This window comes from Paenibacillus sp. Soil724D2 (assembly GCF_001427935.1).
In the GTDB taxonomy this organism is placed as follows: domain Bacteria; phylum Bacillota; class Bacilli; order Paenibacillales; family NBRC-103111; genus Paenibacillus_E.
Map to the genome: position 1 here is coordinate 403780 of NZ_LMRY01000056.1, position 24776 is coordinate 428555.

Sequence of the window (24776 nt, forward strand, 5' to 3'; positions counted from 1 at the left end):
CGAACAGATACCTCCTACTATTTATTGAGATAACCACACTCCCAATCTATCTAAAAAATGTGTGATGTGTATTAATTCGATCTAAAGGTTATGTAAATCTATTAATCCATGACATATAACTCGACTAATCAAGATGTACATGCCGCAGTTACATAGGTTCCGTAACCTGGACCCCAAACCACAAACCAAATAAATTCTTATGGTTTGTTGAGATTGGTTTTCTTCGCCGACACTCATCATGCCGCTAAACTACAAAAAGGCCACCGATGCACCGGCAGCCTTCCTTCATTTTTACTACACAATTCTATATGTCTTTATTCAACATCATTTCGAGAATAAGCTTATCAATCTCAGATGTTGCTTCATTACCTATACGGCAAAAGTTGTCTATCGTTTTCTCTGCTTCATTTTCGATAAATCCATTCGTCGAGGAAATAGTCATCCCTTTTGATGCGAGAAGCGCAGATTGTACCGCTGCACTCGTACAGGTCGCTACTTTCATAGCGCAGCCGCCTTTTGCTCCATCGCACATCATCCCGGATACATTACCGAGCATGTTTTGGATCGCCGCTTTAATCTCCGTTTTCCCTCCACCAAGCAGATAGGTAATGCCGCAGCTTGCACCCGTACCGGATACGGTGACCCCACATAATGCGGATAATCGCCCAAACTTGGACTTGATATGAATGGTGATTAAATGGCTTAGCGCAACGGCACGAATGAGTTTCTCCTCAGAGGCGCCAAGCTTTTCTGCCGCCGCTACAACAGGATTCGTCGCTGCAATGCCTTGGTTTCCGCTTCCCGAATTTGCCATAACCGGCATCGAGGATCCCGCCATGCGAGCATCCGATCCAGCTGCTGAAAGAGCCATAGCATGAGAGATTAAATCGTCGGACAGAATACCTTTTTGCACATTTTCTTTAATCGTTTTACCGACTTCGAGACCGTACGCATGTTCCAAACCATCTAATCCTGCTTTACGGTTTAGCTCAATACTTTGCTTGACCAAACCGAGGTCCGCAAGATCCACCGTGTTCACGAAATCCACAATCGAATCAATCGTTAGCTCGCTTCGATCTTCTTTGGAACTCTTAAAACTCGCGTTGGCACAGCCTCCCATGTCAACGATCTGCCCGTCTACTTCTATCAATGTTATATTCGTATGATTATCCGTAATAACAACCTTCGCGTACCTTTTCTCTGCTTCAATAATAACCTCAATATATAATTTCTTTGGTGTATCGGCGAGATGGACAACAGAAATCCCTCGTTCCACCATATTCTGCGCCACTGAAATATCTTCGGGCTTAATATCGGCAAGCACTTCTAGCTGCTTCTCCGCATTACCGGCAACTGCACCTAACGCAGCGACAAAATCGATCCCTGTCAGGCCAGTACCGGGTATACCAACTGCAAGTGCATTCTTGATTATACCTGCGCTTGCATAAACCGTAATTTTATCAATAGTGCCATCCACATAAGTCCTAGCCTTCGCCGCAGCTAAGGCAATCGCTACCGGCTCTGTGCAGCCAAGAGCAACAACGAGCTCGTTTTGCAGTATGCTAATGAATGTATTCGTCCTCATGATGACCTCCCCTAACACCGAAAGGCACCAAAAGACCTTCGAATGATTCTTAAAATATACTATAGTTGCTTCGCGTAGTTCAACACGTACATTTTGAGAAAATTTGGCAGATAAAGAAAATCCGCCATTTAGGCGGATATCATCGGACCATATTCTTTTTACTCGGCAGCAGGGAACATTCCGGTAGAAATGGCAATACGGTTCCAAGCATTAATCGTATTGATCGCCATGATAAGCGTCACATATTCCTTTTCATCAAAATGCTCCCGCACTTTCTCATAAACGGCTTGTGGTACACCATTCTCCGAGATTCGGGTCACGGTTTCTGTCAACTCCAGCAATGCTCTTTCTTTGTCGGAATAAAAGGGAGCTTCGCGCCATGCAGTGAGTAAATTAATCCTTTGCTGTGTTTCACCCATGTTCCGCAGATCCCTTGTATGCATGTCGATGCAATAAGCGCAACCGTTGATTTGTGACGCTCTTATTTTGATAAGCTCATATAACTTTGCATCTAAACCGCTTGTTTTAATAAAACCTTCCAGCTTCAGCATCGTTTGCAATGCTTCTGGATTTACTTTGTTATACGTTAATCTAACTTCCATTTGAATCTCCTCCGTAACGATTAATTTAGGTTTGCCTCTATAAGACAAATAAGTCCTGAGATTTGTGACAATTCAGCACGGAAGAAATATGTTGAAGTTTATCAGGATTCAAAATCTGAAAAACCTGATTGGCTTGCAACCGTTTCTCATCCATATCAAAACAAATAACCATGTCAGCGATTTGATCCTTTACGAGAACAAGTCCGGTTTGACCGTTGATGAGAATAGGCTTCCATTGCCCCTTCAGCGAGCCTTTTGCTGCAATACCTTCGAAGAGGCTCAGAATACGTTGCTTGCCGAATATGGTATTGAGAGCTGTTCGTCTTTTTCCACCGCCATCAGATATCAGCACGGCATCATCGGTTAGCAAGGAGACAAAATCTTTAAAGTTCCCCGTATGGACAGCATGCATAAATTTCTTTACAAGCGGCTCTGAATCCCCGATTCCTCCAACATTCCGCTCCTTTGCATGGTTGACTTTCACTTTTGCTCGACTATAGATTTTACGGCAATTGATTTCAGTTTTATTTAGCATGTCTGCGACCTCTGCGTACTCATAGCCAAGCACTTCTCTTAGCACGAACACAGCTCTCTCCACAGATGATAATTCTTGCAGCAATACAAGGAAAGCATAAGAAATGGTTTCATCTTGAACGATTTGTCCCATGGGATCATCGTTGTTTGCCATCATCAGCGGCTCGGGCAGCCAAGAACCAACGTAAATTTCTCTTTGCTTGCGAGCCGATTTCAAGTAATTCAGGCAGCGGTTGGTCATCATTTTGACTAAATAAGATTTCAGGTTGCTGATGTTATCCGAATCTAACGTTTGCAGGGAGGTAAACAGATCCTGCATCATATCTTCCGCGTCTGACACAGAGCCTAGCATCCGGTAAGCCACTGAGAATAGTAAATGCTTATACGTGCGATAAATCGTTTCGAAGTCCATAAACTAAATATCTCCAATCTTGTATTAAAAAATGTATGTCGCAAAAAAGCGTCCAGAAACATCTCAACTTCCTTAGCATAGCGCGGTCCGTTCGTAAAATCTATCCTTTCGGCGCCGCCGCGTGCGGCAAACTGATTCACGGTAGAGGGGAAACGTTACATGCTTGTCACGCTCGGATGAGACAAGACTTTGTCTCACTCCCTAATCGACAAAGCCTGTACTCCCCTTAAGTAGTGGAGCTTCCCCGACTTTAGTACAGCTACCATAACCGTCGGCGGTCCGTTTTCGTAGAAGCTCAAAGAAGCTACAATAAAGACATAAGAACGAAGCAGACATACAAAATGCTTATATTTGAGAGGAGACTTATATAATGAACAAATTATTCAGATCCACTACAGACAGTAAATTAACCGGCCTTTGCGGAGGTATTGCAGAATGGCTCGGAGTTAATCCAACCATCATTCGCCTAATCGTAGTTTTTTCTGCTCTATGCAGCTTTGGAACCGTCACACTGCTTTACTTCATCGGCTCTATCCTTGTTCCGAAAATGCCTTATAGCCATATATAATACTAGAAAAGCAAAAAATCCAGCCCTATTAAGTATAACGGGTTGGATTTTTTGCTTTAATTATTGAATAGTTGTTATCGGTGAAATTTCAACCCCAATATCTGTCCCTTGTAACATGGAAGTTATTTTTTTAATGTCGTAAGACAGCACTCTATCTTTTTCCAAGAACGGTACCTGTTCGCGGCACTTGGCATAAATCCACTTTGTCCCTTTGCCCAGATACTCGGGATTACGATAATCAATAGCTTGAGAAGCACATAAAAGCTCAATAGCGATAACGGAGTAAGCATTTTCTACAATTTGCTTCGCTTTTCTGGCCCCGATCGTCCCCATACTTACGTGATCCTCTTGATTGCCTGAAGATGGAATGGAATCGACACTAGCTGGATGAGCCAAAGATTTATTTTCGGAAACCACTGAAGCAGCAGCATATTGGGCAATCATAAACCCGGATTGAAGACCTCCATGTTTTGTCAAAAAGGGAGGTAGATCACCATTTAACTGCGGATTGACTAAGCGCTCGATCCTTCTCTCGGATATGTTGGCCAATTCTGACATACAGATGGATAAAAAGTCCATAGCCAATGCGATCGGTTGCCCATGAAAATTGCCGCCCGAAATTACCCTCTCCTGCTCCTCAAATATGAGTGGATTATCAGTGACTGAATTTATCTCCACCTCAATTTTTTCCAATACATAAGAAATCGCATCACGGCTTGCTCCATGAACCTGCGGTATACAGCGAAGGGAATACGCATCCTGCACTCTTAATTCTCCTTGATTTGTCATCAATTGGCTTCCCATTGTCAGTCTTTTTATATTTTCGGCAACCTGCAGTTGGCCTTTATGTGGTCTAATTTCATGCGTTTGCGCATCGAAAGCGTCCCTGATTCCCAATAATGCTTCACAACTCAGAGCTCCCGTCGCATCCGCCCATTTCGCCAAATTCAAAGCGTCATAACAGGCTATTGCCCCGACCGCGGTCATGACCTGGGTTCCATTTATTAACGCAAGTCCTTCTTTAGCTTCTAAAGATATCGGTTGAATGCCCGCCATTTTCATAGCCACTCCGCCATCTAGACGCCGACCTTTGTAAACCGCCTCACCTTCTCCAAATATGACTAAAGCTACATGCGACAATGGAGCCAAATCGCCACTGGCACCGAGCGAACCTTTCTCTGGCACGACCGGAACGACATCCTTATTCAGCATCTCGATCATCGTTTGGACAACCTCAAGCCGGATGCCCGAGTAACCTAACGAAAGCGATTTGATTCGAAGCAGCATAATCGCCCTAACGACTTCTACTGGCAATGCTTGCCCTATTCCGCAAGCATGACTGCGAATGAGATTTTCCTGGAGCTCTTTTGTATCTTCACTTGAAATATAAGTATCACTGAATTTACCAAATCCGGTAGTAAGTCCATAAACCGTTTTTTTCTCTCGAAGAAGCTTTTCCACATAACTTCTGCTGCGATTCATTTTTTCCACACTTGTATGGTTCAAAGCTACCTTAGCCTTGTTTCGAGAGACTTCAATTACATCTTTTAATGTTAGTGTTATTCCGCTACCTACTATGATTTCTGTCTTCAATGTCTGCATCATGATCTCTCCTCGTATGAAAATATAAAAAAGGAGCCAATACCAAATAAGGTATCGGCTCCTAAATCACTAAAATTACTAATAGCCTGGTTTATTATTAAATTCACTTCCATTGTTTCATGTGCAAAGAATGGTCATTCATCACTAAATAGCTAAATATGATTAAATCCATAGCCAAAGGCTTCATGCTCAAAACCCTTTTTAGGAGCACCAATGGTTCCGTAAATAGATACCGCGATCCACTCGCCGCTTTGCTCAGAGGATTCTCCTAACTTACCGCGAACAATGGAGAATGTCAGCCCTACGGTCCGTAATATATCACCGAACTGTACCATACCTCTGCCAACACCTTGAAGAGCTTCAATGATAGCGTGGTATAAAGCGTGCACTTCGTGATAAATATCTTTATTAATAATTAGATTGTTTTTAGCCGTCGTTTCTATGGCTGCGATAACTTTGTTTAAATCCATCGCTCCAACTTTACCTACAACGTATCGATAGCCTTTTTCTTTCAACTCATTTTCAACAGCTTCATTCCATGAATGATCCCTTAAAACGGCTAATAACATAGACAATTTACCGATCGGAAAAGATGTCTTTTCTGGACTCGTCATTGGATCGCCTCCTAAAAATATTATTTTATACTTTTTGGATCCAAAGCATCGCTTAATGCAATATTAGATAACGTTTACATTTGATGAATTAGCGTGGATGACAAACCTGATCTTTGATTGTCTGTTGCTTTTATTACAATAAAAAACAAAAAAAGATCGCGTTAAAAGTAAGTAGATACTTACGTATCCTTATTACTTTAGCCCGGATCTTCTAAATAACTAATTGCTAAACGACTGAACTGTATAATGAAATATAACATGGTGATTAGTGGATGTCAACAAGAAGAGAATCTATATTAAGCAGCTTTAGGGGCTGGTTCTTTAACAGTACTACGCGCTGGGAGAAACCAGAGGAGCACAACAACAAGAGCCGCTGTTATAAATACAACTGAACCCACTATGGAAACAGAAATAGCGTGTGCAAATTGTTGTTTCAATGGTAACTCTGATCGGTTTACGGTCTCAAAGACCGTAATAAGAATAGCTAAACCCATCGAACAACCCGTTTGTTGTGCGACATTGATAAGACCTGACGCGGCACCCGAATCGCGTGAATCAACATCAGACAGACCAAAAGATGTTAATGGTTGAAATACCATCCCAGCGCCCATCCCCATGATGATCAACGGAACGAAGATTTGCGGAAAGAATTGTGAATCTACTGAGATTTGGCTCAACCAGCTCGTACCTATAATCGCAATGATCAAACCGGCAATTAGCACTTTTAAATTTCCAAACCGGGTTACCAACCAAGGCATAAGATACATCATCCCGAACTGCACACTCGTAAAAGGCAGAAATGCGAGCCCAGCTTCAAAAGAACTAAAACCAAGAACGTTTTGTAAAAATTGCGGGATAAAGAAAAACAATGAAAAATTGCCACACAAAAACAGGAACCTTCCGAGATATGCCCCTGACCGCTGACGGCTCGAAAACAAACGAAGCGGTGTAATGGGTTGTTTCGCACGAGCTTCGATAAACACAAATGCCACTAACAATATAACACCAACAATAAGTGAAATTAATGTCTCTATATTACCCCAGCCATGAGCTGCCGCTTGTACAAAACCAAATACCAGTGCAGTAATTCCGATTACAGATGTCAATGCCCCCATTATATCAAAGCGCCCCGAGTTTTTCTCCGTCTCCTTTAAATATCGTGGCACCATAATGAGCAGGGCAATTCCAATGGGTACGTTGATAAACATCCCTACGCGCCAAGAAATTAAGTCCGTCAGTACTCCGCCAAGGATGAGTCCAATACTGCCGCCTGCTCCTGATACAGCACTGTATATGGCGATCGCTTTCGTACGTTCTTTGGCTTCTACAAAGGTCACCGACAATAATGCGAGCGTAGATGGTGTTGCTATTGCTGCCGCAAGGCCTTGTAATGCACGAGTAATGATCAGAAATTCCGCTGATTGAGCTAATCCAACCATTATTGAGGCAAGCGTAAATAATGCAATACCAACACTAAACATTCTCCTTCTCCCCAAGATATCCCCCGCCCGGGCACCTAACAATAAGAAACCCCCAAAGGCCAAAATATATGCATTTTGTAACCATGTCAAACTGGTTGTCGATATATGAAGTGTACGACCGATTTCAGGCAGCGCCGTTACCATGATGGATGAATCGAGTACAACCATAAGTTGACATGCAATGATAATAGTTAAAATAATTTGTTTAGACTGGTGCATTCAGTTCGCCTCTCCTTCTCAAATGCTTGATTTGAACTATAGCACACAATATTTCTAAAGTAAACATTTTATATGTATTTTGTCTATTTTGTTTTTATTGTAAAATTTGTAGGAAGGACTTTTAGCATACAAAAAGACCTGCTTGATATTTCTCATCAGCAGGTCTTCACTTTATCCATATAGTTTATTGAGAACGAAGCAAAGTAAATTGTTTGGCAAGATAAAGCGGCGTATACGGCATATCCTTACGAAGCCAAGCTACGATTGTACCGATCAAGGCTGAAGATCCGTACCAAATGGCAATATCCTTTTGAATACCTACTGTAGAAAGGAAGGATTCGTTCCCCATTCTCTCTACTCTTGCGGTTACCAATTCCGTCAGCAGCTTTAACAACCGCTCCGTAAAGATCGGGGTACGTTTCGACGCGAGAATAACTTTATAAAATTTAGCATGTTCGGCAATATGTTCAAGCAAGTTCACAAGTAGCGGCCAATCCTCTTCTTCTGTGGAATTCTGATTCCCAGGCGCACAGTTCAAAATTCCATTAATGTCCCCGATCATATCATCCGCCATCTTCTCCAGCATATCCGGAATGTCCCGATAATGAAGATAAAAGGTAACTCGGTTGATGGTAGCGCGTTCTGCGATGCGATTTACCGAAATTTTCTCGATATCCATTTCCTGAAGCAATTCCACAAAAGCGTCTTTAAGCAATTGACGTGTGCGGAGTATGCGGGGATCGGTGCGGGATGTTCTATTATTCATATATCCCTTTCTTTTCCTTTATTTAGCAAGTTACATCTATTTTATATTATGTAAATTATATTACAAACTGTAAATTTAGTCCACGTTAGACCCATCCTCTTCCATGTCCCTCGGGATTGCTCCAAACGCGAAAAAAAGGGTTGAGCCGGTAAGCTACAATTTCCGGAATTTACGTCGTATTTTTTCAAGATAAACTACAAAAAAGATTTCAATGTATACTAAATTACACTTCGTCAAAGTTTGTCGCTTGTAAACAACATGTTTCTGGATATAATTTAATTTACAGTTTGTTTATTATATAACATATTGTAAATTTATTTGATAGACATGAAAGGATGAACTAAGTTGAGTAAAGGTTTAGAATCAAAAAGCAGTTCGATAAAAAAGGGACCGATCTTGTTCATTATGATTTTGGGTGCCTTTCTTGCGACGCTAAATCAAACGGTCATGAGTGTTGCCGTTCCGGAATTAATGGTTGATTTTAACATTTCGGCTGCAACTGCCCAGTGGCTGACAACAGGCTACATGTTGGTTAACGGTGTTCTGATTCCGATCACAGCGTTTTTAATGCAGCGGTTTACTACACGTGAGCTTTTTCAAACTTCGATGTGGATTTTCCTTGCCGGAACGATCATATCGGCCATCGCAACCGACTTTCCCGTTTTGCTGACTGGGCGTCTGATTCAGGCAGCCGGTGCCGGGATTATTATGCCGCTGCTCATGAATGTTATTTTAACGCTATTCCCTCCCAATAAGAGAGGAGCCGCCATGGGCTTGGTCGGGTTCGCCATTATTTTCGCACCTGCGATCGGACCTACTCTTGCCGGTTATATTCTGGAAAATTATCCTTGGGAGACCATGTTTTACGGCATGATTCCGTTTACTATCATTGTTATCATTTGCGGCTATGTTTATCTAAAAAACGTGTCGGAGCGAGTCTACGCCAAAATTGACCTTACCAGCGTCGCCCTTTCCACCGTCGGATTCGGTGTCCTGCTGTACGGCTTCAGCCGAGCCGGCAGCCAAAGTTGGTCAAGTGCGGAGGTGCTTGTATCTATTATTGCGGGAATCCTTGCCCTCGTCTTGTTTACTTGGCGGCAAATCGTTTCTCAAAATCCGCTTCTCGATCTCCGAGCCTTCAAATACAACATGTTCTCCTTAACTACCATCATTAATATCGCAGTTACCATTGTGATGTATGCGGATATGATGCTGCTTCCGCTGTACCTTCAGAATGCCCGTGGCTTTACTGCTCTTGAGTCCGGCTTGCTGATGCTCCCCGGCTCGCTCCTGATGGGCTTCATGATGCCGATCACCGGGAGGCTGTTCGATCGGTTCGGCGCGAAATGGCTTTCCATCGTTGGAATGGCCATTACGATCGCCACTACCATTGGCTTTATTAACTTAACGGACTCAACCAGCTATACCTATTTGGTCCTCATGTCTACGGGGCGCCGCTTCGGCATGGCCATGCTCCTTATGCCTATTACCACAGCAGGTTTAAATCAGTTGCCAGCCAGACTTAATGCGCATGGTACAGCTATTTCCAATACCATCAAGCAAGTGGCCGGAGCCGTAGGTACTTCTTTGCTCGTGACCGTGATGACGAATCGTACCAAAACTCATCTTCAGGAAATAATGGCGACAGGCGGGGCAGATGGGGCAACGCAAAAGCACATGATTATGGAAGCATCCATTCAGGGTATTAATGATGCATATCTCGTTATTGTTGGGATCGGCCTCATCGGATTACTGCTTTCCTTCTTTATCAAACATGTTGCAGAAACCTCAGAGGAAAAGTCCATAGTAAATGTGATAAAGGCAACTGTCAAAGAAGCCTAAAGAATTTTGAAATTGAAAATTAAGGAGAGAGAAATTGTAAAATCGGAATGGATAGTGCTGTTATCATCAGGTAAGTATTCGCTTCCCTGTGTACTTCGTCCGTAATCAGGTTAGTCTTCAGAAGACAGTAAGAGATCAACAACAAAGGAGCTTGCCGCGGCAAGCTCCTTTATCTGTTTATATAGAGGATTTCGAAAGATACTCACTCTTTATATACCTATAAGACCTTAATCTTCCTTCTTCTCTAACCCAAGCATCTATGGATTTTGGTCTTGTTGGACTATTCTAATAAAAAATTAAAGGAAAAGTAAAGGTAACGAAAGCTGCCCAAAGTCCGTAGACCGGCAAATACTTAGTGACGGCATCTTGGATGTTGGAAGGTCCGGTTTTGTTTTGTAGAAAACGCATATAGGCGATCATAATCCAAATTAGATTGGCCCAGATCAGTATGTTTACTCCTAGAACAGCAAGTCTGTTGGGAGTAATCCCATAAGAAGAAAGCCTGAACACGATGGCTGATAAAGCCACACTGTCAATGATAAGAGCAAGAACAATTAGGCCAAAATTTATAAAATCAGAAATGTTCTTTTTCTCGTCTGTGCCGCTTTCGGTAATGGAGAATATGGTGATAGCCAATACACTAAGGAGTATTCCGTTGAAGGATAGGAGGAAATTGCGGTCCAAGAATGGATTTTTCCCGACCCAAATAACCGTAATAAGATAGACCAACAATGTTGCCATTACAAGAGGACTAAAAATTTTGGCTATATATGGTGCTATATTTTTAGCAAGTTTAAGGTTCCTTGATACCAAGTATGTAGCCACAATAGCGAGAGCGGCAGCACCAAATAATACGACATTTTTAAAATAGAATTCAGATATATCCATGCCGACAAATCTAAATAACTGCATAGTTAAACCTGTTAGCAGCATTCCGCTAATTGCCATGCTGGCGTAGAGTATGCAAAATTCCCCATTAAATTTAAGATAGGCTAATCTTAGCCTGCCTCTGCCATATTCATTTCCTGTAAAGGCAAGCCCTACTAATACCCATAAGAATATGGGTAGGTGTATATAAGCCAGGATAATGCTATCTTTATGCTCTAATGGTAAAATATTTAGAAAAAAACCGGAGATTAGAAATGACGATGCTAAGGTGTACAGAACCTTTTTTTTCGGGGTATTATTGGTTATAAAAAAGATAGCGATAAAGGGAAGGATTCCAAAAACAAGGTTAATTGGAGCTATTTCTTGCTGTTCAACAAAATGGAAAAGTATCCTTGTGCTAATCCCGGACAGAATTGCTAAAATCCCCATGGATAAGAAATCTTTCTGAAACAAGGAAGCTTTTTCTGTATGTACCGTCTCCTTGAAATGCAATCTTTCATACCAAACGGCAAGAATCTTCGAATCTGGGTTCTGTTCCCAGGCGTAGGAGAATGATTTTTTAAAAGCTTCGGGTTCTTTTCTAAACATTCTCTCCAGCTCATGGGGGTCAGCCATATTTTCAATAATCAGATTGTTAATGTCCAAGGTTATACCTCCCCCTAATATTCGTCACTTTTGTATTCTAAAATATCGCCAGGCTGACATTCTAAAGCCTTACAAATCGCCTCTAAAGTGGATAATCGAATCGCTTTTGCCTTACCGTTTTTCAATATAGAAAGGTTAGCCATTGTGATTCCAACCCTCTCCGAAAGTTCTGTTACGCTCATTTTCCTTTTAGCCAACATCACATCAATATTGATAATAATTGCCATGTTATTCACCTCAGACCGTTAAGTCATTTTCTGATTTTATATCTATGGCATTTTTTAAAAGCCTTTGGAGAACAGCAGCAAAAACAGCAATCACCATGGAGGCAAAAATCATAACCAGTCCGATTACTATGATACCTGGGGCATCGTCTTTCTCCGCAATGAGATAAAAGAGCGGCATGCCTACAACATACAAGCTACTGATTGTGATTGCACAGTATTTTATATTCTTTAAAGCTCGTATAGATAATTCCGAGAAAGCTGTGTTCTTGTCAATATAGCTTAAAAGTTTAAAAGCTTGATACAGAGCAAAGTAAAAAGGTATCGCCGTTGCATACAAATCAATTAAAAAGAGATATTTTATATAAGCAATATCTGGATACAATTCTACAGCAAAATTCCCTATCTCAGGCACTAAAAATATGCACAAAGCAAGAACAGGAATTCCAATAAGAATAACAGCTATCTTTAAAAAGAGTGTTGTTCCTCGTTTCATAAAAAGCACCTCACTTATTTAATATTAAGTTGACTTTACCATACGATTTATCGTTTTACAATAAAATATTATTGTTTCAACTAACCTCACGTTTGACGAGGCTGCCCAACATTCCCGGCAGCCTCGTGTCCCGTTATTTGATTTCTTCGGTTTTGTTTTTTTCGGTAAGAAAGTAAAGCAAAGCTAAAAGAGGCAAGACGACTCCAATAATAGAGGCAAAATTCCAGCCCCCGTATGCATAAGACCAACCGCCCAAAGATGAACCAATGGCTCCGCCAACGAAGAAAATAGACATAAAAAGCCCGTTAAGACGCCCTCTTGCTTCCCTTCCCAATGAATAAATGACACGCTGTCCAAGTACAAGATTTCCCGACACGGCCATATCAAGTGTAATCGCGGAAAGAAAGAGCAGTATGAGAGCAAAAGTTGAATGGCTTTGAAATAGATAGATTAGCAAAAAAGACAAGACGGCAATGATCATGGCCAGCCCGGTTAACCATTTGCTCCATCCTTTATCCGCTAATCTCCCGGCAATCGGCGCAGCTACCGCACCACCCACACCTACTAAAGCAAATAATGCAATACCTTGTTGTGACATTCCGAAATCATTCGCTAATCTTAAAGGAACCACCGTCCAAAAAAGGCTAAAAGCTCCAAATAAACAAGCTTGATATAGGGCACGGCGTCGCAATGCAGGCGTTTGTTTTAAAAGGCTGCCTAAAGAGACAATTAGTTTACCGTAGGTTACCGATGGGGTAGGCCTGCGCTCGGGAAGAATACGCGACAATAGAACCGTCAATAGCGTGACAACAATCGCCGACAAAACAAATACGGCTTGCCATCCCCAGATGCTCGTTAACAAGCTTGCCACCGGCCGTGCAAACATAATCCCGAGCAAGAGGCCGCTCATCACATTTCCGACTACTCGGCCGCGCTGCTCTTCAGACGCTAAATAGGTAGCATAAGGCACCAATATTTGGGCTACCACAGATCCAATTCCAATAAACAGAGACGCGGTCAAGAATAACGGCGCATTGGGGGCGAATGCGGCAGCTAGCAAGGCACCGACTGTAACCATTAGCGATACTACCGTGAGGCGCCGATTTTCAATAATGTCGATGAGCGGTACGATAAACAGCAGCCCAACAACATAACCGATTTGTGTTAAAGTGACAATAAATCCTGCTGCTGTGGAAGAAATGCCCGTAGAGACACTGATAGGTCCTACAAGGGTTTGAGCATAATAAAGATTGGCAACGATAAGACCGCAAGCGGCTGCCAACAGAAACATCATCCAACCTGAAATCCGGTTGCCTTTCATCACTTGTTCACTTTGCATGATAATCCTCCTCGTAATTGAATTTCTGAGTGTTCTGCAGCACCTATCTTTTAAGCACTGCCATTATAAAATAGATACTAGACGTATAGTTCAATAATTATAACCAAATAATATACTGAACGTATAGTTTTGTAAATGGTCAATTTCATTTTATTTTTATTTAAAAATCAGTATACTAAACGTATAGTTTATATTTTCTAGTTTATTTATGCGAAAGGGGAGGATTCTGGTGCAGGGCAAAAGAGGACGGCCACGTAATGTTGAAACGCAAAACTCTATCCTTTCCGCTTCCTATGATTTATTATTGGAAAATGGCTTTGGAGCAGTTACAGTAGAAAAAATTGCTGATCGTGCCAAGGTTAGCAAAGCCACGATTTATAAATGGTGGCCTAACAAGGCTGCTGTGGTGATGGATGGATTTCTATATGCCGCCTCGGCAAGACTGCCCGTGCCTGACACGGGAACAGTACTCGATGATATTCTGGTTCATGCCACAAATTTAACCCGGTTTTTGGCAAGTCGGGAGGGTAAAATCATTACGGAGTTATTAGGCGAAGGGCAGTTTGATGCAGGATTGGCGGAGGCATATCGGACGCGATACTTCCAACCTCGCCGGCTTGAGGCAAGGCGTCTTATGGAACAGGGGGTTCAGCGCGGGGAATTGAAGAAAAATCTCGATATCGAATTAAGCACGGATCTCATTTACGGACCGATTTTCTATCGCTTACTGGTAACTGGTGAAAAATTGGACGATTCCTACGTGCAACATCTTGTAAATAATGTATTCGAAGGGATCCGCTAAATCTGAAGCCTCTCAGGGGACTGCCCAAATGCTTAAGGAGGCTGCCGATCCATTGATTTCGGGAGCCTTTCACTCCCCTTTAAAGTAGTGAATAGCTGGATAAGGTCTGGCAAATAAAAAAGACCAGCCCATTAGGCCAGTCTTTACATTTATGAAAGCTTCTTTCCAGCAGCATATTCGGCAGATATCTTCTTAAACACCTCATAGCTGCGCTTGGCGCAATCCGAAATCACAATCGGATGAAATCCTGTCACTTCTGCGTATAACGTATCGTGAAGCGGCTCGGCCCAATAGGCCGGAAGCTTATCAGCCCCTAGCTTAGCTCCCATAATCGACCCAACAGTAGCTCCGTTGCAATCGGTATCCCAACCGCCTAGAACCGCTGTCGTAATAGCCAGCTCAAAATCGTCCTTAGCAAAGATCAGCGACGCAGCAACTAAGGCTGCATTATTATTGGTATGGACACAATGATAGTGCTTGAATGCTTCCCAGATCCGATCGACTAAATCCAATTGGTCAACAGCACTGCGCGCAATTTCTACGGCTTGTCGAATATCGTGAGCTAGTCGGCTATCTCTAGGAATTTCACTAAGTCCAATTTCTACAATACGTCCATTATCGGTTTCGTTAAAAGCCGCTGCAATCATGGCTGCCACAAACATTTCCCCATAAATACCGTTCTTCACATGGGAAAAGGAAGCGTCCCGCCAAGCTAATTCAGCTGCCAGTTCTGGATTTCCCGCCGCGCCGTAGGCAAAGCCATCGGCTCTGATTTGAGCTCCAATCCACTCCCGATACGGATTTAACCAGGTTCGCACCCATTCACTCTTCTGTGCCCAGTCCTCCGTTTTTTCACCTTGCATATGGGAGGTTACCTGAGCGAAATTCAAATAAGATTGCGTCTCAGCTGTACACACTTGCTGATAGCTCAGATACTTATGCCATAGCTTGCCAATATCCCAGCTATCAAAATCTAATCCTTTTTCCTCTAAAAGAATTAAGCCTAACACGGTATAACGAATATCATCGTCGGATTCCATAAACTGAATATGTTCTTTCCAGCTTTTCTGACACCATTCATTCACTTTCAAATCGTACTGGGCTGACGCCCGCGAACTCCCTGGGGTATATCCCCGAATGGGCCAAGCATCTGCCCCTTTGAACCAGAGCTCAATATTTTTCCAGCCTGCTCTTCCTCCGCTGCCATCCATAAATTGACGGTTCTCAAACGGTTTCCCCAAGGCACACCCTATACTCCGGCCGAGCCACGCACCTTGAAATTGATTGAGCCATTCAGTTTCAGATTTATCCGCCGTTAGTTTTCGCGGTCCTTCTGGCCGCATGGCAAGTATACTAGGCAAATCTGAAGGCTCTCGATATGGGAAATTACCACTAATTTCAAGCTCCATCAACTGATGATATACCGCCATCAGCTTCGTTTCATCCTCTCCAGCTGTGGCCCATTTGTCATGAAACCCGCTTACATCGCAGCCTTCTTCTCCCCTTTGTATAATTTCCAAATGTACAATATCCTTTAATCGCTCCCAGCCAGCCATCGTAAAACCACCTTTAATGTAAGATTTTAAGCTGATTATACGGATTTAGCTCTAGCGAATCTTCTCAATTTCCTTCATAATTCTCAAAATAATTGCTTAACGCCAAATTGTTTACGGTATTCTTGAGGCGACATACCAACAACAGAGTTAAAGGCTCGATAGAAGGACGCCAAGCTCTGAAACCCGCTGGAAAAACTAATGTTTGCGATACTATCAAGGTTAGTGACAAGTTGTTTCCTTGCTTCGCTAATGCGCAGCTGTGTAATATAATTCAAAAAGCTGCTGCCTGTGTGCTCCTTAAACAAGCGGCTTGTCCGCGCACTGCTCCAGCCTAGATGAGCAGCAACATCTGTAAGCTGAAGAGGCTCAAGAAACCGTTCTTTGACAAATATCATCATTTCTTTGATCTCACGCTGTGACTTGGACATCTTTAGCCATTGCTCGTTGCTAAAAGCAGTCCTGTAATGGCGAAGCAGTGTAACACCCAGCTCCAGCAATTTGCATCGGGAAATCGTAATATAACCCTCAGCTTTCGCGTTCAGCTCCTCATAAATCTGTTGAATTAATGACCCTATTTTTTGGGCAAGCGATGTCCCAGCTGCTATATGATTCTCAAATCTCTCAGAGCGATAAGCAAATGGCAGCAATAATCTTTCATCTTCTTCAAGGAAGAGACTAGGATCAAAATTAACAAAAATATATCGGCTCGGATCATGCTGAGCGGATTGTGCAATATGCAGCTCCGTATTATTGACAATAAATACATCACCTTTGCTAACCTTATACTGCTTATTTTCAAAAACAAATTGCCCTTTGCCTTCCAAGCAATAGCCCATTTCCAAGCTGGAATGAAAATGAAGAGGCTGCAGATACGGTTTGGGACACCAAAGATAAGCATTAATTGGAATTAGATTGTCATATTCTATTTTCTGCTTCATTTAGTTTCAGTCCACCTTCGAAATTATGATAGCTATATTTTACCATTAGCAAAAACTGTTTAGTCTAACTTTACAAGAGCTAATTTCCCCTCAAACAGCAAAAGCGCCCTGTAGTTCCCGCACCCTCGCTGTAATAACACTTTTTGCTAGAATAGCGGCTTGACGTTCCCTTATCTCCGCGTGAGGCAGCTGGGATAACTCCTCGATCGCTCCATAACAGATATAGGCAAGCTAAATGTGCTTATTGCCGCCAACTTTGCGGTATTTCGCGAGATAAGACCACAGTGCGTGCTTATCTGCTGCATTTCCTAACTTACTAGACTCAAGAACGCACAATAAGCACTCGTACCTTGCTAATGCCTCCATTGCCGCAGCCATTCGAACAAATAAGCACGTTCAGCTATCTTATTCTCAGCGAACGCATCGACTACACCCACGAGAGGATCGAATTTCATGGCGAATCCGTAACTCTTGACATATACTAATTTGACCAATAATCTTCATGTTAGAAATGAGGGATCACCATAATTAAACTGGACGATACCATTAAGCGAAAAATAAAAGGGAAGAAACGGATTGGCTCTGGTGGAACGCGAATTGTGTACGATTTAGGAAACGGTTATGTTATAAAGATTGCCAAATCGAAAAAAGGGATTAATTGTAACCGTATTGAAGTAAATATTTATTATTCCTTATTAGAACCGATTAAAAAATATGTAGCTAAGATTAAAGAGTACCATAAAGAATATCACTGGATTGCCATGAAAAAATATGATCGTAAATTCCCAGTTTCTTCAAACTATAAACTAAAACTTATGAAATTGGTAAAAACGTTTCGGGCAAATGGAATTATTCCTTCAAAAGGAATACGTCACTATTATAAACCATATGCACCGAATATCCGGTTAAAGCGGGGTGGCCAGATCGTGATCATTGATTATGGAGGGTTTAAATATGCCCGTAAATAAAAAAATATCAGCGGATCTGGATCGGTCTTGTACCATGCTACAGCGAAAGTACTGGTAAACGAAATCCCTCGGAAACTCGCAAAGGAAACAAATCTCTCCGATCGGCACTTCTTGAAGCTTCACAATCCGTATGCAGATCTGACAATTATCTCGGAGCTCTTTACAGACTAATCGCAGCACGAAACAGTAACAATCGCTGCTCCCGACGCCTTATGATAACTCGATCATATTAAAATACTAGACGCAGCCTTTTGAAAAACGTCATAGCTGCGCCTAGTTTCTTATTGCCATTTTCAGTTCTGCTATATGAGATTTTCAGGAAGTTATCTATTTCAGTAGATAATGACCTGCGTCACCACTTTTTCCGTCTACATGCCTATTTATTTATATTAAGGATGCATACCCAATCAAGTAATTATAGACATACGTATCTATGTATCAGTGTAAATGAACTCATGGCATGAGTCAGAAAGGGGAAAAAAGATCCCATGCAGCCTGAGGAAGAGACGAAACAGAGAATATTGGAGACTTATGGGCTTCCTATAGTGTTTGTTCCCAATGGTGCACTGTTGAATGAAGCGGTTCGGTTCTATGCGGAAGATAGAGAATTTTGCTATACCTTTAGCCAGGAACAAGTTGGGATGACCTTCTTTGAGTTGGATCCTAAACTATCGTTTATTCATAAACCTAGTCTGGCTATGCGTTTTTTGAATGCCCGTTCCGACGTGACCCCTGAAGGAACATCACCTGAAACAGGACGCGGTAGTGATCCTAATGAACTTTACTCGAATCTCCCCATCTTTCGGGAAGTCATCTACCGGCAGATGTGGCCTAGCATTGATGTGGTATTTCAAGGACACGAAGGGAATATGAAATATGATGTGATGCTGCAGCCGGGTGCCCGGATGGAGGATATTCGGTTCATCTGTGAGGGGGCAGACGAGATCCGGATCGATGATGCCGGTAATTTGTTAATCATTACCCCCTTCGGGACGTTCATGGACCTCAAACCGATGGGTTATCAGAAAAAGGATCACATCCAAAACCCAGTCGATTACCAGTTTGTAATTAGAGCCGAAGCGGATGGAAGCCAAAGCATTGGATTTGAGATGACCGAAGGCTATCATACAGGTTATTCCTTGGTGGGTAACGCAGACGCGACTGAAGACATTAATTCCTCCAATTTCCCCATCGAGCCCGGTACCTTTCCTACTACTTTAGGCGGTATTCAAGAAGAATTTATTACAATACGGAGAATTACCTGCCCCGTAATGCAAGGACCAACGGGACTTCTAGGGGAACCCGGACCTCTCAGTTTACCAGAACCTCAGATAACCCAAGAAATGGAAGACTACGCAGGGCCTCCTGAATCGCAAGGATTACAATGTGAGCCTGGACCTTTCGGGTCGCCTGGTTCTCGAACGCATAAAAAACGAAAACGAATAAGTAAAACGAATAAAATAACATGCACCCAATCTCTGAGAACGGATATTGTTTCATTAGACAAACATATAAAAAAAATGATTCAAGGAAAAAACATTATCGGTTTGGGTTCAAGACGAGTTGTATATGATCTGGGTAATGGGTACGTTCTAAAGGTAGCTAAGTCCAAATATGGGGTAAAAAGTAACAAGAAAGAAGTAACGATATGCATGACATCTCCAACCGATATAAAAAAACATCTTGGGCACATACTAAAGCACGATGATAGATACAATTGGATAATAATGAAAAACTATAAAACAAATTTTCGGAGAAATAAGGAAAACATGAAAAAATTCTTGGATATGAAAGGGAAATTTAGGAAAAATCGAATAATTCCTTATGAGATTTCAGGTCGTGATGGACCCAATTATCAAAACCTGCGTCTAAATTCTGACGGGGAGATCATTGTGATTGACTATGGAAATTTTAAGTATCAATATTAATTGTTGCTTATTTACAAAATATAGCGTTTTGTTCAACTGACAGGAGCGATTGTTGAAATATATACCAGTCAATGTCACCACACCCATCCGCAGTGCTTACAAAATTTTTCCTTGGTCGCCACTTTAACGAGGCCTATTTGTGGTAGATTTTGTAACTTATTAGCGCTGTTGAATAGAATAACAAGACACCTTTTGACGGGAGGGGAACATTGTTACATGAAGAAGATTAATAAAATGAAAGTTATCGGGGTAGGTAAGTGGCGAGTAGCATATGATTTGGGTAATCGCCGTGTAATAAAAGTTGCTAAATCAAAAAATGGGAGATCAAGCAACAAGCAAGAAGTAATTGTATATAAATCAGCTCCATCTAGGATCAAAAAACACCTTGGAACAATCACAACTTATGGGTATGGCTATCACATTTTAGTAATGAAAAAGTACAAAAGGAAGTTTCCCAGATCCAAAAAATATAAGAGAAAACTAATCGCTTTGAGAAGGAAATTCATGAGGAATGGAATCATTCCTCATGATCTTAATTCTAATAACATACGTTTAAAAAATGATGGACGAATCGTTTTTATTGATTATGGGAATTTTCAAAAACACCGCAAAAAGTGATATGCACACGTATTTTTACATTCTGGGAGGAGATATCGTGAGCCAAAGAAAGCGGGGAATATCGATCATCACGTGTACGAATAGGCCAAGTTTTATTGGTAATGTTTTGTCAAATTATAAAAGACAGCGTTACCCGATAAAAGAATTAATTATCGTATTAAATAAAAGCGGTATGAAATTATCCAAGTACCGAAAAAAAACAAAGGACCATAAACATGTTTCCGTTTACAAGAGGCCGGAAAAAGTCTCTTTGGGTGAGTGTCTAAATTACGCAATAAAACGGACAAAGCACCCCTATATTGCAAAATTCGATGATGATGACTACTACTCCAAATATTATTTGACTGAGCAGATAAAGGCGATGCGTCGTACGAAAGCGCACGTTGTGGGAAAAAGAGCTTATCTGGCTTTTATCAAAAGGAAAAATCTGCTCATCCTCCACTCAGCCAAAAAACAACATAAATACGTAAAATGGGTGACTGGTGGAACCATTTTTTTTAAAAGGCGTGTTTTTAATAAAGTCCGATTTCCAAACGTTTCACTAAACGAAGATGTGATCTTTGCAAAGAGATGCAGGATTAATCATTTTAAAGTGTACTCCTCAAGTCCTTACAATTATGTAATGATCCGCAGAAAAAACAAAAAAGGCCACACATGGAAAGCCAGTGACGACCATCTTCTTTCAAGAAGCAAAATAGTTGCAAAAACCAGGGATTTCCGAAAAAGGGTCACCCGAGCAAAATAAGATATTTCAAATCAATCTAACACATGTACCAAATTCCCACATTCCATGACGACAATCCCCCTTTATTTCGGCGCTCCACCCTTTTTAAAAAATGAATAACAAGGAGCAGCTGCTACCGTAGACTGCTCCTTGTTTTGTTCAACTAACTTAAATAAAATAATTATTTATTAGCTGTTCTGTTGACATCCTCAATGATATTAGTTCGTTAAGGGCTTTCTTTAGCATGTCATTTTTTCCCTTCATGATAGTTTTCCCATAATGGGCCGATGTATTTTTCTAATGTTTTAACAATACCATCTCTTTGGCTTTCTTTGACATTTCCAATGTCATTTGCAATATCATTTCTAACTCGTATGAGCACAAATAAAGGTGGTAAGTCAGTCTCACGGAAAGCCTTAATCATGGATTCTTCTTGTGGTGTAATATCCATAAAGCATTCTCTTCCTTTCCAGTTTGAATGGAAATCCTGTTATCTCCATAACTTCCCCAAATCTTCAGTTGCACCCTCTCCTTCTGCTCAACATAATCTTATTCTAAACCCTGACGTAAGTGTTAAGGTCAAGCGAAAATAAGTGATGATTAAATGTTAAATGTTCCATTTCACAATGCCAAATCTGATCGGGACCATGGACCATGTTCTTCTCACTCGTTGGGAATGGGATGAAGTATTCGTTGAAAATAAAGTTCCTGACTCGTCTCAAAGTCAATCGGCGCAATGCCTTCCGCTTTCCACACCGTGCCTCTTTGCGTATGATATGAAACTGGCAATCTGAATGGACATGCTATTTATGGGTATAATTAGATAAAATCAATTTTAGAGGAGATGTATATGAGCACATTATATGAGAAGTTTGGCGGCGAAGAGACAATTGCTAAAGTGGTGGACTACTTCTATGATTTAGTTTTAGCAGATGAGACTGTTAAACACTTTTTTGAACATACAGATATGGAAAAACAACGAAAACATCAAACGAAATTTATAAGCTATGCGTTAGGTGGACCTAACCAGTACTCTGGCGGTGCTATGTCAAAAGTACACGAAGGAATGGATTTGCAACCTCCCCACTTCGATGCTATTGTTAAACATCTTCATACTGCTCTTGTACATTTTGGTGTAAGTGAAGTTGATATTAGTAAGGCATTAGATAAAGTAGAGTCCTTGCGAGGAGATATCCTTTATAAATAAAATGGATGGGAAAGGGTTGCCGCTGATGAAGAAATAGTGTTGAACGTCGGAAGCGTCGGGCAGCCATTTGATGGGTTTACTCTGGCCTCCTATTCAGCCAAAAGTTCAACGCAGTGCCAGCCACGGATTTAAATTCTAAGTTGTAAAAAATAGCCCCTGGTGAAGGAAATTCACACCAAGGGCTTATACCGCCGTTCTATCTATAACATAATCCGACCATTCCTTATGAAAGAAAGGATCGGCTGCTGAATCGCGAAACTTAATTTTTGATTCATATGGCTCCCTCCCGACTTAGTTTAATCCAAAAAACTAAAGCCTCCGCGCCGCTATGCGCCATCACATGTCCAAAAATGACATCAACACCGGCTTGTTCGCATGCTTTTCCAATTTTTGAATACATTTAAGTATTCGATAAACAGGAGGACACAAGTCATGTCACAACACGGGCAATCGTTCATGAGAGGTACGCTGGTCTTGTCTGTCGCTGCTTTCATCAACCGTATTCTCGGTTTTATCAGCGGCATGTATATCGCTCGCGTACTGGGCGCAGAGGGAATCGGCATCTTGATGATGGCGCATCCGCTCGTCCCGCTCGTCATTACGATTACGGAGCTTGGATTGCCGGTGGCAATCTCAAAGTTGGTCGCAGAGGCCCACGCTCGCGGCGAACGGATGAAAGTGAGGCGTATCCTGCATGTCTCGCTCGCTGTCACGGGTGTCTTGAGCGTAGCGCTCACGACCATATCGTTACTTGGATCTGAGTGGATCGCATCCATTCTGCTAAGCGACCAACGCGCTTATTACGCGATGCTGGCGATTACGCCGATCGCGCCGATCGTCGCTGTCTCCGCCGTATTAAAGGGATATTTCCGCGGCATGCAGCAGATGAAGACCATAGCCGCTTCCGATGTGCTGGAGTATACGGTGCAAATTGCCTGTGTACTTACGCTGGTCCACCTGATGCTGCCTTACGGCGTCGCTTATGCGGCTGCCGGAGCAATGGCTGCCTCTGTTGTCAGCGAAGCGATCAGCCTCCTTTTCCTGGTGGCAAGCTACAAGCTATACGGTGAATCAAAGATACCGGGCGAAACTTGGGCAAGCCACTTGAAACAAGGAAGAAGTACACTCGGCGAGCTGCTGCAGATCGGACTGCCGACGACCGTGCACGGTGTCATTCATTCGTTATACAGCACCTTCCAGCCGCTTCTTATTACAACCAGCCTGGCGCTGGCCGGCATCGGCACGGCGTTAGCCACGAAACAATTCGGCCAGCTGGCCGGCTATGCGTTTCCGTTGCTGTTCATGCCAAGCTTTATCACGCAGTCCTTGTCCACCGCTCTCATTCCAGCGATTGGCGAGGCAGCGGCGAACAAGAACAGTCTGCTCATACATGAGCGGATGAATCAGGCTATGATCTTGGGACTCCTGATCGGCGCGCCGGCGACCGTTATCCTGTACGAGTGGGCAACTCCACTAACGGCACTTGTCTATAATGCGCCGGAAGCAGGATTGCTTCTGAAAATACTGGCGCCGATGTTTTTCCTGCATTATTTCGACGCTCCGCTTCATGCGATTCTGCTCGGGCTCGGCCGTGCGAAAGCTACGCTGTGGAATTACTTAATAGCCACCGTATTCAAGGGTATCTCGATCTTCGTGTTCGGCAGCCAATTTGGTATTATTGGCGTTGCCTACGGCATCGGTATCGGCATTGTGATGCAAACACTGCTGAACTTCTATTCCATCTCAAGCTCGATCGGATTTTATTGGAGTGTTCGTCCTTATGTCAAGGTTGGGATCTGCATGATGCTGATGGTGATATGCGGACACTGGACCTATAACTATGTTGCCAGCCATGGTATGCCGCAGTTATGGTGCGTAATCACTTCAATCGTCTGTTCCTTGTTTCTCTATTTCGCCGCACTCGTATTGACGGGTACGTTGAATTGGAAAAGTAGCCGCCACAGATTTTCGATTCCATGGTAAGTTTACTTGAAAAGAAAAAAGCAGCCATGATCGGCTGCTTTTTCGCTGTCGGTTTATAGCGTAGAGGTATCCAGCGTCCCGGCTTTAGCCATTACGGACCGTTAATCGGAAATATTGGGGCCGTTATCCACGTCCGGCGATCCATAAATTGGATTCAGCCATGAGCGGAGGCCATCGTGTCAATCTTTAGGTCCTCTCCCAACCGTCTGCGCTCCCGTACTTCTGTCACATTCAC

At 42.4% G+C, this 24776-nt stretch carries 24 protein-coding genes; 10 read left to right on the forward strand and 14 right to left on the reverse strand.

What is annotated here, in order from left to right; all coding sequences use genetic code 11:
• Positions 1-304: 304 nt before the first annotated feature.
• The 3 genes from ASG85_RS31880 to ASG85_RS31890 all read right to left on the reverse strand — a co-directional run bounded on the left by ASG85_RS31880 (position 305) and on the right by ASG85_RS31890 (position 3133).
• A complete protein-coding gene (locus tag ASG85_RS31880; RefSeq protein ID WP_057306744.1) occupies positions 305-1585 on the reverse strand; it encodes a serine dehydratase subunit alpha family protein in 1281 nt (426 codons plus the stop codon).
• Positions 1586-1743: 158 nt separating this feature from the next.
• A complete protein-coding gene (locus ASG85_RS31885) occupies positions 1744-2187 on the reverse strand; it encodes a carboxymuconolactone decarboxylase family protein (protein WP_057306745.1) in 444 nt (147 codons plus the stop codon).
• Positions 2188-2224: 37 nt separating this feature from the next.
• Positions 2225-3133, reverse strand: coding sequence for an RNA polymerase sigma-70 factor (locus tag ASG85_RS31890; RefSeq protein ID WP_060648891.1), 909 nt, complete (start codon positions 3131-3133; stop codon positions 2225-2227).
• A gap of 370 nt (positions 3134-3503) precedes the next feature.
• Between ASG85_RS31890 and ASG85_RS31895 the strand changes: the two genes are divergently transcribed.
• Positions 3504-3701: a PspC domain-containing protein gene (locus ASG85_RS31895; protein ID WP_057306747.1), complete on the forward strand. Its 198-nt coding sequence runs from the start codon at positions 3504-3506 to the stop codon at positions 3699-3701.
• A gap of 60 nt (positions 3702-3761) precedes the next feature.
• On the opposite strand, the gene hutH is transcribed toward ASG85_RS31895, so the two are convergent.
• The 4 genes from hutH to ASG85_RS31915 all read right to left on the reverse strand — a co-directional run bounded on the left by hutH (position 3762) and on the right by ASG85_RS31915 (position 8383).
• Positions 3762-5303 (reverse strand): histidine ammonia-lyase, encoded by a 1542-nt coding sequence (hutH, locus tag ASG85_RS31900; RefSeq protein WP_156396956.1) that lies wholly within the window; start codon positions 5301-5303, stop codon positions 3762-3764.
• 152 nt (positions 5304-5455) lie between these two features.
• The gene (gene hutP / locus ASG85_RS31905; RefSeq protein WP_057306748.1) at positions 5456-5917 is read right to left on the reverse strand and encodes a hut operon transcriptional regulator HutP; all 462 of its coding nucleotides are present in this window, start codon (positions 5915-5917) and stop codon (positions 5456-5458) included.
• 296 nt (positions 5918-6213) lie between these two features.
• Positions 6214-7617 carry an MFS transporter gene (locus tag ASG85_RS31910; RefSeq protein WP_060648892.1) on the reverse strand — a complete coding sequence of 468 codons (1404 nt, stop codon included), beginning with the start codon at positions 7615-7617 and terminating at the stop codon, positions 6214-6216.
• Between the two features lie 184 nt (positions 7618-7801).
• Positions 7802-8383 carry a TetR/AcrR family transcriptional regulator gene (locus tag ASG85_RS31915; RefSeq protein ID WP_057306750.1) on the reverse strand — a complete coding sequence of 194 codons (582 nt, stop codon included), beginning with the start codon at positions 8381-8383 and terminating at the stop codon, positions 7802-7804.
• Between the two features lie 405 nt (positions 8384-8788).
• On the opposite strand from ASG85_RS31915, the gene ASG85_RS31920 reads away from it, so the two are divergent.
• A complete protein-coding gene (locus ASG85_RS31920; protein WP_082588321.1) occupies positions 8789-10225 on the forward strand; it encodes a DHA2 family efflux MFS transporter permease subunit in 1437 nt (478 codons plus the stop codon).
• 285 nt (positions 10226-10510) lie between these two features.
• On the opposite strand, the gene ASG85_RS31925 is transcribed toward ASG85_RS31920, so the two are convergent.
• The 4 genes from ASG85_RS31925 to ASG85_RS31940 form a co-directional block, all read right to left on the reverse strand.
• Positions 10511-11758: a DUF4153 domain-containing protein gene (locus ASG85_RS31925; RefSeq protein WP_060648894.1), complete on the reverse strand. Its 1248-nt coding sequence runs from the start codon at positions 11756-11758 to the stop codon at positions 10511-10513.
• A gap of 14 nt (positions 11759-11772) precedes the next feature.
• On the reverse strand, positions 11773-11985 hold the full coding sequence (locus ASG85_RS31930; protein WP_060648895.1) for a helix-turn-helix domain-containing protein: 213 nt from the start codon (positions 11983-11985) through the stop codon (positions 11773-11775).
• Positions 11986-11995: 10 nt separating this feature from the next.
• On the reverse strand, positions 11996-12478 hold the full coding sequence (locus tag ASG85_RS31935; protein WP_057306754.1) for a DUF2975 domain-containing protein: 483 nt from the start codon (positions 12476-12478) through the stop codon (positions 11996-11998).
• A gap of 133 nt (positions 12479-12611) precedes the next feature.
• Entirely contained in the window at positions 12612-13817 is a 1206-nt protein-coding gene (locus tag ASG85_RS31940; protein ID WP_060648896.1) for an MFS transporter, read from the reverse strand.
• Positions 13818-14046: 229 nt separating this feature from the next.
• Between ASG85_RS31940 and ASG85_RS31945 the strand changes: the two genes are divergently transcribed.
• Positions 14047-14619, forward strand: coding sequence for a TetR/AcrR family transcriptional regulator (locus ASG85_RS31945; RefSeq protein WP_060648897.1), 573 nt, complete (start codon positions 14047-14049; stop codon positions 14617-14619).
• 149 nt (positions 14620-14768) lie between these two features.
• Here the strand turns inward: ASG85_RS31945 and ASG85_RS31950 are convergent, their stop codons facing one another.
• Entirely contained in the window at positions 14769-16175 is a 1407-nt protein-coding gene (locus ASG85_RS31950) for an ADP-ribosylglycohydrolase family protein (RefSeq protein ID WP_060648898.1), read from the reverse strand.
• Positions 16176-16258: 83 nt separating this feature from the next.
• Positions 16259-17113: an AraC family transcriptional regulator gene (locus ASG85_RS31955; protein WP_060648899.1), complete on the reverse strand. Its 855-nt coding sequence runs from the start codon at positions 17111-17113 to the stop codon at positions 16259-16261.
• A gap of 599 nt (positions 17114-17712) precedes the next feature.
• Between ASG85_RS31955 and ASG85_RS31960 the strand changes: the two genes are divergently transcribed.
• From ASG85_RS31960 to ASG85_RS31975, 5 genes are all read left to right on the forward strand, one after another.
• Positions 17713-18081, forward strand: coding sequence for a hypothetical protein (locus tag ASG85_RS31960; protein ID WP_060648900.1), 369 nt, complete (start codon positions 17713-17715; stop codon positions 18079-18081).
• Positions 18082-18101: 20 nt separating this feature from the next.
• Positions 18102-18314: an IS110 family transposase gene (locus tag ASG85_RS37405; protein WP_235550268.1), complete on the forward strand. Its 213-nt coding sequence runs from the start codon at positions 18102-18104 to the stop codon at positions 18312-18314.
• A gap of 255 nt (positions 18315-18569) precedes the next feature.
• A complete protein-coding gene (locus ASG85_RS31965) occupies positions 18570-20009 on the forward strand; it encodes a hypothetical protein (RefSeq protein WP_060648901.1) in 1440 nt (479 codons plus the stop codon).
• Between the two features lie 216 nt (positions 20010-20225).
• On the forward strand, positions 20226-20627 hold the full coding sequence (locus ASG85_RS31970) for a hypothetical protein (RefSeq protein WP_060648902.1): 402 nt from the start codon (positions 20226-20228) through the stop codon (positions 20625-20627).
• Between the two features lie 37 nt (positions 20628-20664).
• Positions 20665-21372, forward strand: a complete 708-nt coding sequence (locus ASG85_RS31975) for a glycosyltransferase (protein WP_235549435.1) — start codon at positions 20665-20667, stop codon at positions 21370-21372.
• Positions 21373-21598: 226 nt separating this feature from the next.
• Here ASG85_RS31975 and ASG85_RS31980 read toward each other — a convergent pair whose 3' ends face one another.
• Entirely contained in the window at positions 21599-21802 is a 204-nt protein-coding gene (locus ASG85_RS31980; RefSeq protein ID WP_057306763.1) for a hypothetical protein, read from the reverse strand.
• Positions 21803-22201: 399 nt separating this feature from the next.
• On the opposite strand from ASG85_RS31980, the gene ASG85_RS31985 reads away from it, so the two are divergent.
• On the forward strand, positions 22202-22558 hold the full coding sequence (locus ASG85_RS31985) for a group I truncated hemoglobin (protein ID WP_057306764.1): 357 nt from the start codon (positions 22202-22204) through the stop codon (positions 22556-22558).
• Positions 22559-22990: 432 nt separating this feature from the next.
• Positions 22991-24541, forward strand: a complete 1551-nt coding sequence (gene spoVB, locus ASG85_RS31990; protein WP_060648903.1) for a stage V sporulation protein B — start codon at positions 22991-22993, stop codon at positions 24539-24541.
• Positions 24542-24776: the final 235 nt, after the last annotated feature.

Bases quoted from the DNA above. Each gene is read 5' to 3' on its own strand.
- ASG85_RS31895 (WP_057306747.1), top strand. From the start codon at position 3,504: ATGAACAAATTATTCAGATCCACTACAGACAGTAAATTAACCGGCCTT.
- ASG85_RS31980 (WP_057306763.1), bottom strand. From the start codon at position 21,802: ATGGATATTACACCACAAGAAGAATCCATGATTAAGGCTTTCCGTGAG.
- ASG85_RS31955 (WP_060648899.1), bottom strand. From the start codon at position 17,113: ATGAAGCAGAAAATAGAATATGACAATCTAATTCCAATTAATGCTTAT.
- ASG85_RS31950 (WP_060648898.1), bottom strand. From the start codon at position 16,175: ATGGCTGGCTGGGAGCGATTAAAGGATATTGTACATTTGGAAATTATA.
- hutP (WP_057306748.1), bottom strand. From the start codon at position 5,917: ATGACGAGTCCAGAAAAGACATCTTTTCCGATCGGTAAATTGTCTATG.
- ASG85_RS31880 (WP_057306744.1), bottom strand. From the start codon at position 1,585: ATGAGGACGAATACATTCATTAGCATACTGCAAAACGAGCTCGTTGTT.
- ASG85_RS31930 (WP_060648895.1), bottom strand. From the start codon at position 11,985: ATGGCAATTATTATCAATATTGATGTGATGTTGGCTAAAAGGAAAATG.
- spoVB (WP_060648903.1), top strand. From the start codon at position 22,991: ATGTCACAACACGGGCAATCGTTCATGAGAGGTACGCTGGTCTTGTCT.
- hutH (WP_156396956.1), bottom strand. From the start codon at position 5,303: ATGCAGACATTGAAGACAGAAATCATAGTAGGTAGCGGAATAACACTA.
- ASG85_RS31940 (WP_060648896.1), bottom strand. From the start codon at position 13,817: ATGCAAAGTGAACAAGTGATGAAAGGCAACCGGATTTCAGGTTGGATG.
- ASG85_RS31910 (WP_060648892.1), bottom strand. From the start codon at position 7,617: ATGCACCAGTCTAAACAAATTATTTTAACTATTATCATTGCATGTCAA.
- ASG85_RS31890 (WP_060648891.1), bottom strand. From the start codon at position 3,133: ATGGACTTCGAAACGATTTATCGCACGTATAAGCATTTACTATTCTCA.
- ASG85_RS31935 (WP_057306754.1), bottom strand. From the start codon at position 12,478: ATGAAACGAGGAACAACACTCTTTTTAAAGATAGCTGTTATTCTTATT.
- ASG85_RS31970 (WP_060648902.1), top strand. From the start codon at position 20,226: ATGAAGAAGATTAATAAAATGAAAGTTATCGGGGTAGGTAAGTGGCGA.
- ASG85_RS31885 (WP_057306745.1), bottom strand. From the start codon at position 2,187: ATGGAAGTTAGATTAACGTATAACAAAGTAAATCCAGAAGCATTGCAA.
- ASG85_RS31920 (WP_082588321.1), top strand. From the start codon at position 8,789: ATGATTTTGGGTGCCTTTCTTGCGACGCTAAATCAAACGGTCATGAGT.
- ASG85_RS31985 (WP_057306764.1), top strand. From the start codon at position 22,202: ATGAGCACATTATATGAGAAGTTTGGCGGCGAAGAGACAATTGCTAAA.
- ASG85_RS31915 (WP_057306750.1), bottom strand. From the start codon at position 8,383: ATGAATAATAGAACATCCCGCACCGATCCCCGCATACTCCGCACACGT.
- ASG85_RS31965 (WP_060648901.1), top strand. From the start codon at position 18,570: ATGCAGCCTGAGGAAGAGACGAAACAGAGAATATTGGAGACTTATGGG.